The following is a 17806-nucleotide window of genomic DNA, read 5'->3' on the forward strand; positions in this document are numbered from 1 at the left end:
ATTATTTGCAGAACGCAGCGAATTTCATCAAAAATTCGCGAATTATTTGCAGAAAACAGCGAATTTCGCTAAAAATTCGCGAATTATTTGCAGAATACAGCTATTTCCGTCAATAATTCGCGAATTATTGAAAAAATACAGCGATTTCTGATGAAAAATGCGAGTTTCTGAATAAAAAATGGGGAGCCTCCCCCGGCCCCTCCAAAGGAGGGGGGGGACGAGCTGCGTGCAAACTAATCTGCTCCAGTTTCTGCTCCCCTCCTTCGGAGGGGCTGGGGGAGGCTTTCGTTTTTACTCCCCTCCTTCGGAGGGGCTGGGGGAGGCTCCGATTTTTTTGCAGAACACAGCAATTTCCGCCCAAAAATCAGAGTTGATGTTCGGGATTTGCTGATTTTGCCCGATAATCTTTGGGCGAAAGTCCGAAATGCTTCTTAAAGGCCTTGGAAAAGTAGGAATATGAGCTGAAACCGGCGAGGTCGGACACTTCGCCGAGCGGCGAAGAGGAGGCGAGCATCTCGGCTGCGCGTTTGAGGCGGTAGGTTCGCAGAAAATCATTGGGCGCGATGTTGGTGAGTGCCTTGATTCGGCGGTAGAACACGGAGCGCGAGTAGCCGAGCCGCGCGGCGATGTCGTCGATGTCGAGTTCCGGATTGCTTAGCTCGGCTTCCAATAGCGCGTTGAGCTTGTTTAGGAAAATATAGTCGGCCGAAAGGAAGGGCTGGTCGTCGGCTGCCTGTCGGCTTGCTCCGGGCGTCGAAAAATAGCGTCGTATGCGTTCCTTGTGCTGCAGAAGGTTCCTGACGGTGAGCAGCAGCTCTTCGGTGTCGAACGGTTTGCAGATATAAGCGTCGGCCCCACGATCGAGCCCCTCGATGCGGTCGGCCGTCACGGTTTTTGCCGTGAGCATCACGACGGGAATCTGGCAATAGTCGATGTTGTCTTTAATCGCTGCGCAAAGTTCGTGGCCCGACATGGCGGGCATGATGACGTCGGTGATGACGAGGTCGGGCGTGTGCTGGCTGACGATTTTCCATGCTTTTTGACCGTCCGACGCTTTTAGGACCGTATATTCTTGCGACAACAGGTCGGCGAGGAAGTCGAGCAGTTCGAGATTGTCTTCGGCCACGAGCAGCGTGTAGGTGTGCGCTTTTTGCGTTGTGTTTTTCGGCACATCGTCGGTCGTTTCCTTTCGTCGCGCCGATGTGACGAAGAGATTTTCGGTGTGTTCTTGTTTCTCGGTGTCGGTGTAGATGTCGCCGAGCGGTAGGGCGAACGTGAAGCGCATGCCACCGCCGGCCACACGCTCGGCGCTGATGTTCCCTTTGTGCGTTTTGACAAGCGCTTTCGTGTAGTGCAGTCCGATTCCGTTTCCGCTGTAGTCGGGCTTGTATCCCGATGCTGTTTCTATCTGTTGATAGCGCACGAAGAGGTTTTGCAGCTTGTCTTCGGGAATTCCTTCGCCGTGGTCGGTGACGTCGATTTCGAGATACTGACCGACGCTCTCCCTGTGGCTGTGTGCGTGTTGCGCGTCGACAATCCGCGTAGAGAGCGTGATGCTTTTGCCGCTCGGCGTGTGTTTTACGGCATTCGAGAGCAGGTTGTAGAGGATTTTTTCGATTTTATCCGTGTCGGCCCATATCCATGCTTCCTTCGCGTGGGGGCGAAAGGCGATTTCGATGCCCTTGCGCTCTGCAATGTAGATGAAATTGTCGAAAATGGCCTGCAGTATGGCGATAATTTCCACGCGCTGCACGCGCAGACGCAGCGTTCCGTTCTCCAACTTACTGAAATCCATGATTTGATTGGCCAGTTGCCACAGCCGCTTGGTGTTCCTTGCGATGGTGTTGAGCAGGCGCATGTTTTTCTCGTCGTTTTGGCCGGCCATGACCTTTTCCAGCGGCGCGGAGATGAGCGTAAGCGGCGTGCGGAGCTCGTGCGAAATGTTGGTGAAGAAATTCATCTTCATTTGGGCCATTTCCTGTTCTCGCTTGCGTTCGTTGTGCTCCAGCGCTGCGAGTTGCTCGTTCAGTCGCAGCCGAATGGCGAAACGAATGATGAAGATGGCAATCGCGATGGTGCAAAGTGCGTACGCCAGCCACGCCTGCCAAGTGAGCCAAGGCGCTGGGCGGACAATGATGCCGAGGCTTGCCGGGCGGCTACTTTCTACGCCGTCGCCGTTGATGGCGTATACGCGGAAGGTGTATCGGCCCGCAGGAAGGTTGGAGTAGGTGGCCCGTCGGAAATTCCCGACGTAATTCCATTGTTTCTCGAAGCCCTCGAGCTTGTATTTGTAGGTGAGCTTCTCGGGCGAGAGGAAATCAATGCCGGCATAGTCGATGGATATGGTGGTCTGTCGGTGGTCGAGCGTGATTTGCTTGGTGAGGAGTATGTCCTTCTGCAGCGGCGAATTTTTTCCGGGCCTGACGTGTTTGTTGAAAATCTTCAGGTCTTCGATGTTGACGGCGGGCGCGTGGCGGTCGGGTTTGATGTCAGAAGGGTTGAAAAAGGTGATGCCGTGGTTTCCGGCGAAGAATATTCTCCCGTCGTGCCCTCTGCAGCCGGCCTTTTCATGGTATTGGTCGCCCGGAGGTCCGTCTGTCTTGAAAAAGTTCTTGATTTTGGGGCGGCGACGGTCGAATGCGATTTTCGCTATGCCGTGCGAAGTGCTCAACCAGATGTTCCCGTCTGCGTCTTCCTCGAAACAGAGCGTGTTGTTGTTGGGGAGTCCTGTCGCGGCGGAAAAAGGCAGAAACGACTTGCCTTTGCAGCAGAGTGCGCCGCTTCCGTACGTGCCGAGCCATATTCTGTGCTGCATGTCCTCAAAGATGGTCACACAGTTTTTGGCCGTGGGAAGAAATCGCTGCGGAAAGTCAACGGGGAGGGGCGTTGTCGTGTTCGCCTTTATCCGAAACACGCCCTTTCCGAATGCCGAGAAAAAAATGTCGCCGTCGTGCAGCACTCTGATGTCGGGGATATTCGCAGTATAGATTTTCTGTGGAAATTCCGCGTCGCCGTTGTTCGCCAGCCTGTAAAGTCCGCCCCATGAGCCAATCCAGATGTTCCCCTGCCGGTCTTCTTTCACCACTCTTACGTTCTCAATGTCGAACTGCCTGTCGGGGCAGACAGTTCCGTCTTTGGTAATATTTCCTCTCAGCAATTTGTGCTCGAAGGCCGTCCATAGTCGGTTTTTTGAGTCGATATAAATATCCTCGAGAAATCCCTTCTCTCGGAGTTGAATTTTTTTGAGCCTCTCTTGTCGGTCGTAGAGAAACAGCCCTTTATATCGGGCCGCTATCCACAGGCGCTTGTCCCGGTCTTCCAGAATGCGGGTAACGAACATTCCCTTGAAATAATTGCTGAGCGCTTGGTTCGTGTTGAAGTAGTTCCCGTTCCTACTTACGACGAACCCCTTATCGTAAGAGCCAATCCACACGTTTCCCCGCCTGTCGCTGTAGCATGTATGCAGTTGCGAAGAAAGTTGCGGGTTGAAACGCAGCGGAGAGTTGTTTTGTAACGTGTGAGATAAAATGTCATAGTAAAAAAATCCGTCGGTGGTCGTCCCGATCAAAAGTTTCAAAGGCTCGACTTCTTTTATGAAAGTAATTTGCAGTTTATTCAATTGCTCATTTCCTGTGTGCGGAATAACCGGTGCCTCAAATGTCCGGGTATTAGGATTGAATAAAATAATGCCGTGGTCTGTGCCCAGCCACCATTTGTCTTGCGGGTCGACATAAACACATGTGACCTTTCGACCTTCGGGCAAGACGAAATACTTCCATTCCTTGTCGCTCTTTCTGACGGCCAGTCCCTTTTCTCCGTTTAATCCCATCCAAAGGCGCTGGGATTTGTCTTTCCAAAATAGATTGACCGTTTCTGGTTTATTGGGGAACACGATATTATGCCCGGCTTGGTCTATATATCCCGCCCCTAAAGGTGTTGCCAGCCATATCTTTCCTTTCGGTGCTTCGAACATGGAATAAACGGGAATGGTGTATTTACCGGAGTATCTTTCAAAATATTGCTTTTCATAGTTGTATTTGTTGAGTCCGGAGGAAGTTCCTACCCATAGCTGATGTGAGGAATCGATGAACAGTGAGAAGACGAAATCATTCAATAATGACTTGGTATCTGTGGCTTGGTGTGAGAAGTGTAGGAAATCGTACCCGTTATATCGGTCTAAACCTCCCAATGTCGCAATCCACATATATCCTAAGGAATCTTCTGCGAAATCATTGATATCAAGAAACGATATATCCTGCGAGGTCGTCGGTTCGTAACCAACGGGGTCCGCATTCGGTTTGTTTTCTTGTGTGTTACATGCCCATAAAACAAAAAACGCAACAGATATGACAGTCGCATAATAATGTATCTTCATATATTCTCACGTGTATTAGTGGAAATCATGCTGTTAAATTAAGCATAATTCTTGACTTACCGGTATCTGTTTGACTAAAAAACGCCAAAACGGTAAAATAAGATTAGTTATGACAAAAAGTTGAATAGATTTTACAAAAGATAAATGCCATCGGTTTGTATCTTTGCAATGATTTAATGCCAAATCGGTCTTTAGTTCTGCTCTATGTGAGCAAATGTCACGGCAAACGACGGGGGCCTTGCTGAACCTCAGCAAATGTCACTGTTAAAAAAAGAGATTTGCTGAACCCGTGGCAGACTTTTAGACGGCCGGTTGTGGTTAATACTAAAAACATAACAACGTATCATGAACAGACAAAAAGAAGTAAAGTTTTGTTTTCTGTTGCTTTTGTGCAGCATGCTCTCTATTCCTGTGAAGGGAAAGGAGAAAGCGACCGCATTCCGTGTCTTTGACCTTCGGTCGGAATACCAGACAAATCCTATCGGAATAGATGTGTCTCCGCGATTGAGTTGGCGCGTGCAGTCTAAGCAAAGAGGATTTTCTCAAGCGGCCTATCAGGTACTCGTTGCCTCGTCATTGGAGCAACTGAATGTGAAGAATGCAGATGTTTGGAACAGTGGTAAAACCTTTTCGTCACAATCTGTGGGCGTGGCTATATATAATAAGGTACTGGAAAGCCGGCAGCGGTATTACTGGAAAGTGCGGGTGTGGAAGAATGCCCATGAGGTTTCGGATTGGTCGGCTCCTGCATCTTTCGAGATGGGGTTGTTGTCGGCCGATGATTGGAAGTCGGGCTGGATAGGCTATGTGCCGGGTATGCCGGGCAGGGTGTTGTATTTCAAGGGTACGTTCACTCCCCGGAAGTACATCAAACAGGCACGTGCCTATGTGTCGGGATTAGGTTTTTATGAACTTTACATCAATCGGAAAAAGGTGGGCGACCATGTGCTGGATCCTGCCCAAAGTAGCTACAGCAAGCGGGTCTATTATGCCACTTATGATGTGAGCCGGTATTTTAACCAGACGGCAAACAGCATCGTCGTTCCGGTTGCCCCGGGTTGGCTGGGTACCCCCCGGCTGCGTATGCAGATAGAAGTGACCTATCAGGACAATACGACAGAGACATTGAATTCTGATAGCTTTCGTTCTGTGATTGGTGGTCCGATTGTCTCTTCTACCATATTTGATGGAGAGAATTATGATGCCCGTTTGGATACGGATAAATTGTATATGCCAGGAATACCACAGGGATTGATGAATGAAGAGTGGGCATGGGCACATAATACGGATGACCCTACGGGGAAGATGGTTGCACAAAAGATAGAACCTATAAGGGTTGTCGAAGAAATCACGCCTACACTCAAACAAGAAGTTCGTACTGGGGTATATGTATTCGATGCTGGACGTAATCTTGCAGGCTGGGTCGCTTTGCAGGTCAATGGAAAGAGGGGAACGAAGGTTTCAATCCGCTATGCCGAAACGCTGTATAAAGATGGGACCGTTAATCAGGAAAATCTGAGAAATGCGAAGTCTACCGATACCTATATATTAAGAGGTGGAGGCACGGAACGTTGGGAACCAGCCTTTACTTATCATGGGTTTAGGTATTTTCAGATTGAAGGATTACCTGATAAACCACGGAAAGGGGATATTGTCGTCAAGATCGTACGTACGGATGTTGCCAAGACGGGAGCTTTTGAGTGCAGTGATTCGTTATTGAATGCTGTTCAGAAGTTAGTGGTCAATACGGAAGCGAGCAATCTTCACAGTGTTCCGACCGATTGCCCGCAACGTGATGAACGTATGGGGTGGTTGAATGACCTGACCGTAAGAATAGAACAAGCTATCTATAACTTCAACTTATCTCGCTTTTATCCCAAATTCATAGATGATATACAAGATACTCAAGACGCTAAAGGGACGATAACATGCGTGGCACCTTTCCGTTTCGGTATGCGTCCGGCTGATCCAGTTTCAGCCAGTTATCTGCTGTTGGCACAAAAGTGTTATGAATTTTATGGTGACAAGCGAATCATTTCAGCACATTTTGACGGAATGAAAGCTTGGGTAGATTACTTGTGTGCTCGGACAAAGGATGGTATCGTGGATTACAGTTATTATGGAGACTGGTGTCCTCCGCGAGAATTCCTTGCCGACCCCAATGGTTCTGGGGTTTCAAAGGACACACCGGGAAAGATGATTTCGACAGGGTATCTGTATCTATGTTGCAAGTTGTTGTCTGATATGGCGAAAGTTTTGGGGAAACAGGAGGTTGCTCTTCGGTATGCACATATTGCCGATGAAACCGCAGAAGCCATCAACCGTCATTATTGGAACGAAGAGACGGGGGGGTATGCTTCGAATAATCAAGCTTCCAATTCATTCGCTTTATATTTAGGGATAGTAGATGCAAATCATATACAGCGGGTCGTAAACAATCTTGTGGAAGATGTGAAAAAGCATGATTACCATCTTACAACGGGAAATCTTTGTACGAAATATTTGTTGGAAATGCTGACGGAATATGGATATATAGATGTGGCATACAAGATAGCATCGCAAACTACCTATCCGAGTTGGGGCTTTATGTTGAGTAATGGAGCTACTACATTATGGGAACGGTGGGAGTTCCTCACCGGCGATGCCATGAACTCTCATAATCATCCTATGATGGGTTCAGTAGGTTCTTGGTTTTACAAATACTTATTGGGTATCGTTCCGGAGTTTGAGCACCCGGGGTTCGAAGAATTTACGATCAGACCTTATATGCCACAGGAGTTGACTTTTGCTAAAGGAAGTTTGGAAACAGTGAAAGGGACCATCAAGGTGTCATGGAAGAAAGAAGGAAATATGCTGACGATGGATATAACAATTCCTGAGAACACAAAAGCCAAGGTATATATTCCTGCTAAAGATAAGAAAACAGTAACAGAAGGAAATCGGAATATCTCTCATGTGAAAGAAATAACATGGCTGACGGAAAGGGGTAATAATATTGTTTTATTGGTACCATCGGGAAATTATCACTTTAGATGTAAACTATGATGAAACGTTTACTTATACAAATTATACTATCTGCATTTCTCTTTCTAAATGCCGGTATTCCTTTATACGCGCACAATTGTAGAAACCGATCAATCATGCAAGAGAGAAATCGAACGTCTTTGATGCAAAAGGCAAAGTACAATAGTTTCAAGATTGTAGGAGTTGATCAGTTTGGGCGAAGTTTCGGTACTGTTTCCAGATATAGGGAAGATAGACAAGTTGGTATGTTTTATTGGCCTTGGATAGGACAACCGCTAGCAACCGGTATCTATGATGCTACTAAAATCTTATTGAGGCCTGATGGTCTGAAAGTCTTGACAACGACCGCTGACTCTATAATCAGCCCTAATGGGCAAATGCATTATTGGGGAGAGCCGATATGGGGTTATTATAATTCTGATGATGAATGGGTCATTCGTAAACAAATGCAGATGCTGACCATTGCCGGGGTTGATTTTATCTTCTTTGACACGACGAATGCCTTGATTTATTCGAATGTGGCATTGAAGGTCTGTGCCGTCATTAATGAGATGTTGAAGGCTGGATGGAATGCCCCGAAAGTTGTATTTTATACCCATTCTCATTCTTTCCAGACGGTAAGAGATTTATATCAACATATCTATCTTCCAAATTACTATCCTGCGACATGGTATTATATAGATGGCAAGCCGATGATTATAGCCTATACAAATCCGGAGGATGATTTGAAAGAGGCTGCTTCAAGGAAAGATACTGGATATGTCCCTGGTAACTTATCTCCTGAGATTCTTTCGTTTTTTCATTTTGTGAAACCACAATGGCCTTCCGATTCTATTTTTTCGGATGGTTTCCCATGGGTGGAATGGAAGTTTCCGCAGCCCTATCATCATCGTTCGAAGGTAATGAATGTGACGGTTGCCAGTCATCCAATGGTTCCCATGTCGTTCTCTTTGACACGTAAGCATTGGACAAATTGGGGAAAAGGGTGGAATCCCCGGACGAAAACGAATGAGACTGAAAATGTGGATAAAGGAACTTTCTTCCAAGCACAGTGGGATCATGCGATAGCTTCAGCACCTCAAATAGTCTCTGTGGGTGGTTGGAACGAATGGATAGCCTATAAACAGCCCTATGATGGTGAATATATGCTATGTGATGCTGTAACCAAAGAATATTCGAGAGATATAGAACCTATGGTTGGTGGATATGAGGATGCCTTCTATCTTCAGCTTATTGCGAATATACATCGTTATAAAGGTATTACAGACAAGCCTATAGTCTATGCTCCGCAGACCATAAGCCAAAATATGATAGATGTGAAATGGAAAACTGTCAGATATATCGTACATAATACGGACTGTGCATTCATGGCCAGAGATGCTTACGGAGGAGCTCCTACGGTCCGTTACGTACAGGATGCACCAGAAAACAAAGTTGTAGAAGTAAGAGTTTCTTATGATAGAGATAATATTTACTTTTTGTTGAGAGGAAAGGATAAGTTCAGTTGCTATAACGGCAGGAGGAATTGGCTGAATCTTTTTATCGGAACAGGTTCGCCTAAATCACAAGGGTGGGAAAGCTATAATTATATAATAGGTAGAAATATTGATGAAAACAACATTTCCATTGAGCAGTTAATCAAGGGGTTCAATACCTATAAAAAGGCTGAGGGTAGATTTATTCAAGAAGCTGATGCTATTCAGATTTCACTGCCACGATCCGCCTTGGGGCTTGACAGTGAAAAGGAGTTCTACTTCAAAGTGGCAATGGGTGTATCAAAACCTTCCGATATCATGAACTACTACACAACAGGTTGTGCAATGCCGATGGGGCGATTGAGTTATCTCTATGTAATGAAATAAATGTTTAACGTTATAAAAGTATGAAAGCAAAACTAATCACACTATTTATGATGGTCGCATTACAATCTTTTTATATCCAAGTAATGGGACAGAGTGAACAGCTATGGACTTCGGGTGCGGTTGTTGATAAGCAAAACGAGCCTTTGCCCGGAGTTACAGTGAATATCAAAGGGATCGGTCAAGGGGTTATAACCGATTCAGATGGAAAGTATCGGATCAAAATTCCCAATAAGAATGCAATCCTTGTATTTTCTTTTATAGGTTTTCAAGCCCAAGAGGTTAATGTAAATGGTCGGTCAACGGTTAATGTGACATTGCAGGAAACCGTTACCCAATTAAATGATGTCGTAGTTGTGGGCTATGGACAACAGAAAAAGGAAAGTGTCGTAGCAGCTCTTTCTACGATTTCTGCTACAGGACTGAAACAGACACCGGCTTCAAACCTTGGAGTGGCTTTGGCCGGTCGACTACCAGGTTTGACAGTCCTGCAACGTTCAGGTGTTCCCGGTGGAGAAAACTTGGATTTCTATATCCGTGGACGCAGTACGATTAATGGACAACAGCCTCTTACGATTGTCGATGGTGTAGAGCGTAGTTTTACGGCACTTGATCCACACGAAGTAGAAACCATAACGGTTTTGAAAGATGCTTCTGCAACGGCAGTATATGGAGTACGTGGTGCAAATGGTGTGATTATCGTGACAACACGACGAGGCAAGATAGACAAACCTACAATTGATGTAACGGTAGAACAGGCATGGCAGCAAGCAACACGTCTGCCAGAAATGACCTCTGCATACGATTATGCAAGGCTGACTAATCAGGTTGATCGACAGAACGGAAGGCAACCGACTTACAGTGATTATGCCTTGGAACGTTATCGGTTGGGGGATAATCATACATTCTTTCCCGTGAGGAATTTCATAAAAGAATTTATGAAAGAATTTTCTCCTATGCAGAGGGTAAATGTAAATGTCAGCGGTGGAACAGAGCGGATGCGCTATTTTGCAACAGTAGGTTATCTATATCAAGAAGGTATCTTTAAGACCGAGAAATTTAAGGAGTATGACTATGATCCCCAATCTAAGGCAAATCGTGTGAATTTCAGGTCAAATTTTGATATTAGCTTACATAAAAATCTGAAAATGTTCCTTAATATCAGCGGATATATGCAGAAGAAGAACGATCCGGTGATAGTTCCTCATAATGCAAGTTATTTGAATGATATTCAGGGTTACTCCGTTATGCTGAGTAATTTATTGTCTATTCCGAATAATTCACATAATGACCTCACACCTGACGGGGAAGTTATGACAAGTTATCAGAGAGCGAATGTCCCTTATGGTATGCTCAACAGAACAGGATTCAGAAATACGCAGACAAATCAAGTGACGGCAACACTGGGCGTAGAGCAGAAGTTGGACTTCATTACCAAGGGATTATTTGCAAAGGTCGTCGCTTCCTATGATGCTTACTCAAGCAATCAACAAGTCAGGCAAAGGACTTATCAGTCGTATCAAGTGAAAGGTGATCCAATGAATCCTGAAAGTGCGACTTATGAGCCGACAGGTTCTTCTGTCAACAGTACCTTGTCAGATGCACAGTATCAGAGTTTCAGTAATCTGTTTGATATTGATGCCTCCCTGAACTATAGCCGCACTTTCGGTAAGCATGACATTACAGGACTTATTCTGTTCAACAGATATCAGCGTGTGATTAATATTCAGCTTCCTTATAATTATATTGGATTAGTAGGAAGAGCTACCTATGGTTACGCACATAAATATTTGGCTGAAGTTAATTTCGGATATAACGGTTCTGAACAGTTTGCTCCCGGTCATAAAATGGGTTTCTTCCCTTCATTTTCCATAGGTTGGGTGTTGACGGAAGAGCCGTTTATGGATAAGTTGAAGAACTACTTGTCTTACATGAAGATACGTGCGTCATACGGACAGGTCGGGAATGACAATATGAATGGTACACGTTTCGCTTTCCTAACCTTGTGGAGTGGAAGCTATGAATCGCAAATCGGTAATAAGAAATTGGAATGGGAGAAAGCCAATAAATATAATATTGGTATTGAGACTCGCTTATTTAAAGACTTCGGATTAGATATTGATTTATTTTATGAACGGAGAAATAATATACTTATCCCTGCAACAGGCTTGATACCTACGGGTGTCTTCGGTACGGGTGGCGTTAAGGCGTCAGGTATTATTCCCAAGATTAATGCCGGAATTATAGATAATAAAGGTATGGAAATCACGGCAAGTTTCCAGAAGAATCTCAATAAGGATTTTCGTATAGACTGTAGAGCAAATGCTGCCTTTAATCGAAATAAGATTATTTATATGAGTGAAGTACTGCTTCCTGAAGATTATGCCTGCCGGTTAAGGAGCACGGGATATCGTTTAGGCGAACCATTTGGTTATGAGGTGGCAGGCTATTTTAATACAGAGCAAGATATTCTTGACTGGTATGACCAGACGGCATTAGGGCCTAAGCCCAAATTGGGAGACTTGAAGTATAAAGATAAAAATGGAGATGGTATCGTGAATGATAAGGATATGGTACCTATCGGTTATCCGGAAATTCCAGAATGGACATTTGGTGCTGGAATAAATATCCAATATAAGAACCTTGACTTCAGTATGATGTGGCAAGGAGCAGCAAACAGAAGTTATTATATGACAGGTCAGAACATTACCGAGACTTATAACTTCAATAATTGGCACAAGGAAGCTTGGAGTCAGGAACGTTATAACGCAGGAGAGAAGATAACCTATCCTCGATTGGACCCCGGAAGCTCCATCAATCATCTTCCTTCGAGCTTTTGGTATGTCAATGGAAGCTATATACGTCTTAAAAATATGGAAGTTGGCTATACGCTTCCAAAGAAGTGGTCAAAGACCATTCGTGCTTCTTCCATACGCTTTTATATTAATGGATTGAACTTGTTGACTTTCGATCGTTATCCGGTGAAGTATCAAGATCCAGAACAGAGTAGCGAACTGCTATATCCGGTCTTCAAGACCTATAATATGGGATTGAACATATCTTTTTAACATATTTCAAAAATAAAGATTATGAAAAGAATATCATTTATATTGCTTACGGCACTCATCTCTCTCTGTAGTTGTGAAAGTGTCTTGGAAAAGACTCCCGACGGGCAGATAACATTAGATAAGGTGTTGAGTAATTATGGCCGTAGTAGGGGGTTACTTGATGCAGCTTATGGTGAGGTTTATATGGGAAGAGATTATATCTGTTTTATACATAATACCATAGAGTCACTGACAGACAATACTTATTGGGCTGGTACTTATAATGCATATGAATGGCATAATGGCTCGTTATCGTTGAGTAATCCGGTTATCGATTGGCCGACGAACTCTCCGCGCGACCAATTGTGGGCTGATTTCTGGCGAGGCATCAGATTGGCAAACAATGCTATTAAATATCTGCCGATGTCTACAGTGATAACCGAGAAAGAAAGAGATACGTGGGTAGCAGAAGCTCGTGTATTACGCTGTTGGTATTATATGAATTTATTGGAGTTCTATGGGCCGATGCCTTGGCTCGAAGAACCTTTGCAAGATGATTATAATGGGTGGAACGATTTGAAACGTCCCACATACGACGAAATCGCTACAAAGATATCCGATGAATTAATGGCTGTTGTCCATTCGGGAGTACTTCCCAACAGGCAGACACCGACCGAGACCCGGCATGTGGATAATGGAGTGGCTTATGCGATTCGCGCCAGAGTGCTTCTGAACAATGCGAGTTTATTGAACAATCCCACGCATGATAATGGAAAATGGAAACGGGCCGCAGATGCAGCACAGGATGTCTTGAATATGTCTGAATACAGCCTTGTTCCGATGAGTGATTATAAGAAATTGTTTGTCGGCGCCTTTACGACCCCGATATCTGAAATCATCTGGCGTTCTTGGGCAGATAATTCCCATATCAATGATACCAATGGTGTAGATGTAGGGACTTACACTTGTTCTGATACTAGAATTAAGATAAACCATTTGTGGAGATGTGGAGACAGTCCCACTCAGGAACTTGTCGATTGCTTTGAGATGAAGAATGGTTCTCTACCTGTAACCTATAATGATGATACGCGTACGAACGTTACAGTAACTCCAGGGGCGGCTGCACTAGGTTATAGTGAGGCTCCGGGTGGGGATCCATATTCAAATAGGGATGCCCGGTTCTATGTTGATATCCTTTACAATATGGCAAACTATGGCGTACCTTATAACTGCACGGAACCGTTTATTGTCGAGACTTACGTTGGTGCCAAGAACGGGTTCAACGACTTGGTCACAGATCCTGCAACAAATTCTTGTACCGGCTATTATAACTGCAAGGACACGCAGATTAAGTATTTCGGTCCGGGTGGAAGTAAAGGAAACGAACCTACGCATTGGGTATTCTTCCGCTTAGCCGAATTCTATCTTGACAAGGCAGAAGCACTATGCGAATTGGGAGACTTAGATGGTGCATTGACAGCACTCAATGCCATTCGTGAACGTGCATTGCAGCCCAAGCTCCAAGATGTGGAAGGGTTTCAGAAGAACCATGATTTTATCATGAGTCGTATACGTAATGAAAGACGTGTAGAGTTTTGCATGGAAGGTTGGCGTTTCCACGACCAACGCCGTTGGAAGATATTGGATAAGACCAACAATTTCGTTACAGGTATGCGAATAACGAAGGATGAGGATAATAAATTCCATTATCAGAGAAAGAAGATCCGTGACTATCAATCGAACACGGACAAGTATTTAGTATTGCCCATTCCTTTGGAAGACGCCAAGAAGATGGCTTCCATGACACAGCCCGAAGCATGGCGCTGAATATGAATTGCAAACAGTAAAGAAACCAAAACCATCAAGATATGAAACGTATACTATATTTTGTCTTGTCAGCCGTTTTAGTTGCTATGACCGTTGGTTGCCGAGACGATAAGAACGATGCCCCTGCTATGGTCAGTTCGCTGAATGCTTTCCCTGGTCACAATCGGGCCCTTGTAGAGTTTGCTACGCCTGAAGGTGCCGTGTCGGGGAGAGTCTTCTACGGTGCGGGTAAGTTCAAGAATTTCACCATCGACCAGTCAGCGGCACGTCAGAAGATTCTGCTGTCACAGTTGCCAGAGGGTGAACAGGTAATCCGTGTCGTTACTTACAACTCTGCAGGAAACAACTCCGACCCCAAGGGAGTGAAAGTGACCGTTTACGGCACCTCCTATTCTTCTAATCTGAAAAACCGAACCTTATTGACGCTTAAAAGAGTGTCGGCTTCATCCATTCGGATAGACTTCGATGAGAACAAACGGGAAGACGAATTGGGTGTAAGGGTGTTCTTTGTCAATCTGTCGGGCAGTAACGACAGTGTCTTCATCGATCGCAGCCTAAAGTCCGTCACGGTGAAAGACATCAATCTGACAAAGCCTTACTATTTCTGTACGGTCTACAAACCGGCTCCCACTTGCATCGATGAGTTTGTAACATCAAAGATTGATGCAAAGGAGGCTTCGATGAAGATATTTACAAAAGACGATTGGATTATCGCCGGCGTATCGGATGAACTGACGGGCAAGGAAGCAACAAAGCTCTTCGATAACAATGTGCTCACCGATTGGCAGTCGAAGCCAACGGCAATGCCACATTGGGTTGCTGTCGATATGCAGTTGGAGAAGATTTTCAGTGGGTTTAGCGTCGTTCAGTCGCAAGATCCAAAGGAAGTAGGCTTCAGCAAAGACTTCCGCTTCGAAGTGAGCAATGACAACATCAATTGGGAAACCGTTAAAGAAGGACGGTTGAAAGCCTATAGTTACAAGCAGAGCTTCCATTTGGACAAGCCGATCACGGCTCGCTATTACAAACTGACGATACGCAATGCCTATAATGCAGGCACCACTTCTGCACAGCTTGCAGAGATAGACCTATTCAACGACCTGAAGGCCAGCGGTGCGAACGGAACCGACATGCCTACCTTGAAGAATGCCCGCGCACCGTTCAAGGGCGACGGCTCCGACCTCTTCCCGGGTGCAGGCGCAGGTAGAATGCAGAAGATAACCGATTGGACGCACAGCAGCAACGTGAAGATTAGCTTTGATATTACGGAGGGCCTATTCAGTCCGTGGTGTGCTGCCGTCTGGGGCGTGCCCGCTGTCAACAACGGAAAGATGTATCAGACGCTCGACCTCCTGCCCGGACTCTATCTCCTGAAGATAGACGTAGGAAAGGTGAGCAGTAATAATTGTGCTGAGATGTACGGCGTTGTTGCTACGGGCACCACATTGCCCGACTACAACGTAGTGACTACGGCAACAGAAACATTAGGACAGGACAAGCTCTCCGACCACTTGGGCGTGACGAGAACCATTCCGTTTACGGTCAAGACGCCGTCGAAGGTGACCATCGGAACCGTCTTCAACCTGCGCAACATGTATCCCGTAGACGGAACGCCGTGGACCTATATGACCATTCGCGGCTTCACACTCTCGCCACAGTAAGCAGATGAGAAACATTAAACTTAAAATAACAGCCATTATGAATAAAGAGAATAAAACCCATCGCGCGGCCGTCCTCCGAGGTATGCAGGCGTTGCTTGTGTCGGCCACAGTCTTATGTACCTGTGGTTGCAAGGACTGGGAGGGCCTCGTCAATAATGAAAAGCCGTTCACCATTCATTCGATTGTCCCCTCACAGCTAATGGCCAACGACACTGTCACCATTAAGGGTATAGGCTTCGACGATGCCATCAAAGTATTGTTCAATCAAACCGAGGCTACCATCGTCTCAAAAAGCGCAGATGCTATCAAGGTAGTGCTTCCGGAGATGACGAACGGCAGCGATGCACTGACCGAGAAGATTGCCGTACGCGTGTATTCGCCCACCCAGTATCGTGAGAAGCCCTACGAGATGCAGTTCCCGAACGCGATATTCACGCTCGAGAACCTGAAGTACAAGGTAGACACGCTGGCCCACTATCCTGTGGGACCGGGCAGCTACTACACGGAGATTGCACTGTCACATGAAGAGTTCCCCCTGAAGGTACATTTCCTCACGATGAACGTGCGGGCGGAGCACCTCCTCTTCCGTCCCGTCCTTGCCGACGACCAATTGGGCAATACCGAACGTGTCATTCACATGGGGCCACGCAAGACTGCGCAAGGGCACGGACGCTATTTCGCAGGCGTGAACGGCGACTTCTTCAACTTAGGTGGCGACAACCGTATTCTCGACGGCATGACGCTCGACGGCAACGTCGTGGCATTGCCCACAGAGACCGGTGTCGGCAACATGATTGTACAGAAGGACGGGGCCGTCTTCATCGACGAGCTTTCTTATTCAAAGCCACAGATAACCATTGGCGGAACCGTTACTCCACTCGACAACATCAACAACAAGCGGGCCAATGACCAGATTGTGCTTTACAACCACTTCTATGGTGCGACGACCCAGACCGATGACACCGGCACCGAAGTCGTCGTGAAGCCTACCGAAGGTGCATGGGCACTCAATGCCAACGTAGCGTTCGAGGTTGTTGAGACGCACACTGCCAAGGGCAACACCGCTATTCCCGAAGGTTGCGCCGTACTCTCGGCTACGGGAACGAAACAAGCCGTGCTCAACGCACTGCACGCAGGCGACAAGGGAACGTTCAACATCGCTCTCGCGGCTGCCAGCTACAACCTCTCCGCGCCCGTTCACACGCTCGGCGTGAAGCCCCTGATACTGAAAGACGGGAAACCGACTTCCTACGTCTGGAACGAGCGTCACCCGAGAACCTCGTTGGGCCTCTCGGCCGACAGGAGCACGCTGTATATGTGCGTGGTAGACGGCCGCTGGAGGAACGTTTCCGCCGGTGTCACCACCACCCAGCTGGCCCTGCTCATGAAGCGTGCCGGGGCAGCCACCGCCTTCAACCTCGACGGCGGCGGTTCGAGCACCATGTACGCCTACAATACAGGCCTTGACGGAACGGGGTTGATGAACCGTCCCAACGGCGGAACCTACACGCGCAAGGTGGCGAACGCATTCTTTGCCGTTGCCGACGTGAAAGACGACAACCGGATAGCAGCAATAGCCTCGGCCGGATACGTCATTCGCGTGAAGCAAGGCGAGTCGGCCGCGCTCCGCTTCTACGGCATCAATGCCGCCGGCCTCATTGTCGACAACGACCTGAAAGACGTGCAACTCGCCGTGTCGCCCGCCTTGGGCACCATCGAAGGCCAGACGTTCAAGGCCACGGGCAAGCAACGCTACGGCACTATCACGGCCACCCGTCAGGGCGTCAGCGCACAAATCAGAGTGTATGTCGAATAAAACCGTCCCTCCCTCGCGCCCATCAGGCTACGTGTCTTGCTCGTCCTTATACACTTCCTCCGCGAGGTGTATAAGGAGTGTGAGGCGAGAGATACCGTATGTGTCGAATTATCTACCCGATGAGAAATATTTCTCATCATGAAGATAAATATTTCTCATCGGGTAGAGAAATATTTCTCATCGGGAAGATAATTCGA

At 46.6% G+C, this 17806-nt stretch carries 7 protein-coding genes; 6 read left to right on the plus strand and 1 reads right to left on the minus strand.

The window, feature by feature from the left end; genetic code table 11:
• Positions 1 to 364 precede the first annotated feature (364 nt).
• Positions 365 to 4375, minus strand: a complete 4011-nt coding sequence (locus HMPREF9944_RS11725) for a hybrid sensor histidine kinase/response regulator transcription factor (protein WP_008566551.1) — start codon at positions 4373 to 4375, stop codon at positions 365 to 367.
• 345 nt (positions 4376 to 4720) lie between these two features.
• Here HMPREF9944_RS11725 and HMPREF9944_RS11730 point away from each other — a divergent pair, with 345 nt between their 5' ends.
• From HMPREF9944_RS11730 to HMPREF9944_RS11755, 6 genes are read left to right on the plus strand one after another with little or no spacing between them, the layout of a single operon-like run.
• Entirely contained in the window at positions 4721 to 7420 is a 2700-nt protein-coding gene (locus HMPREF9944_RS11730) for an alpha-L-rhamnosidase (protein WP_008566552.1), read from the plus strand.
• Positions 7417 to 9261 carry a glycoside hydrolase family 71/99 protein gene (locus HMPREF9944_RS11735; protein ID WP_044113716.1) on the plus strand — a complete coding sequence of 615 codons (1845 nt, stop codon included), beginning with the start codon at positions 7417 to 7419 and terminating at the stop codon, positions 9259 to 9261. Before HMPREF9944_RS11730 ends, HMPREF9944_RS11735 begins: the two co-directional genes overlap by 4 nt.
• 20 nt (positions 9262 to 9281) lie before the next feature.
• On the plus strand, positions 9282 to 12326 hold the full coding sequence (locus HMPREF9944_RS11740) for a SusC/RagA family TonB-linked outer membrane protein (RefSeq protein ID WP_244861160.1): 3045 nt from the start codon (positions 9282 to 9284) through the stop codon (positions 12324 to 12326).
• Between the two features lie 21 nt (positions 12327 to 12347).
• Positions 12348 to 14132 (plus strand): RagB/SusD family nutrient uptake outer membrane protein, encoded by a 1785-nt coding sequence (locus HMPREF9944_RS11745; protein ID WP_008566555.1) that lies wholly within the window; start codon positions 12348 to 12350, stop codon positions 14130 to 14132.
• A gap of 41 nt (positions 14133 to 14173) precedes the next feature.
• Entirely contained in the window at positions 14174 to 15793 is a 1620-nt protein-coding gene (locus tag HMPREF9944_RS11750) for a DUF4998 domain-containing protein (protein ID WP_008566556.1), read from the plus strand.
• Between the two features lie 37 nt (positions 15794 to 15830).
• On the plus strand, positions 15831 to 17609 hold the full coding sequence (locus HMPREF9944_RS11755) for a phosphodiester glycosidase family protein (RefSeq protein WP_008566557.1): 1779 nt from the start codon (positions 15831 to 15833) through the stop codon (positions 17607 to 17609).
• Positions 17610 to 17806 lie beyond the last annotated feature (197 nt).

Origin of the sequence: Segatella maculosa OT 289 (assembly GCF_000243015.1) — a bacterium.
GTDB classification, from domain to species: domain Bacteria; phylum Bacteroidota; class Bacteroidia; order Bacteroidales; family Bacteroidaceae; genus Prevotella; species Prevotella maculosa.

What these genes read in the sequence shown, in the direction of transcription:
- HMPREF9944_RS11750 (WP_008566556.1), top strand. Translation starts at nt 14,174, where the DNA reads ATGAAACGTATACTATATTTTGTCTTGTCAGCCGTTTTAGTTGCTATG.
- HMPREF9944_RS11745 (WP_008566555.1), top strand. Translation starts at nt 12,348, where the DNA reads ATGAAAAGAATATCATTTATATTGCTTACGGCACTCATCTCTCTCTGT.
- HMPREF9944_RS11735 (WP_044113716.1), top strand. Translation starts at nt 7,417, where the DNA reads ATGATGAAACGTTTACTTATACAAATTATACTATCTGCATTTCTCTTT.
- HMPREF9944_RS11755 (WP_008566557.1), top strand. Translation starts at nt 15,831, where the DNA reads ATGAATAAAGAGAATAAAACCCATCGCGCGGCCGTCCTCCGAGGTATG.
- HMPREF9944_RS11725 (WP_008566551.1), bottom strand. Translation starts at nt 4,375, where the DNA reads ATGAAGATACATTATTATGCGACTGTCATATCTGTTGCGTTTTTTGTT.
- HMPREF9944_RS11740 (WP_244861160.1), top strand. Translation starts at nt 9,282, where the DNA reads ATGAAAGCAAAACTAATCACACTATTTATGATGGTCGCATTACAATCT.
- HMPREF9944_RS11730 (WP_008566552.1), top strand. Translation starts at nt 4,721, where the DNA reads ATGAACAGACAAAAAGAAGTAAAGTTTTGTTTTCTGTTGCTTTTGTGC.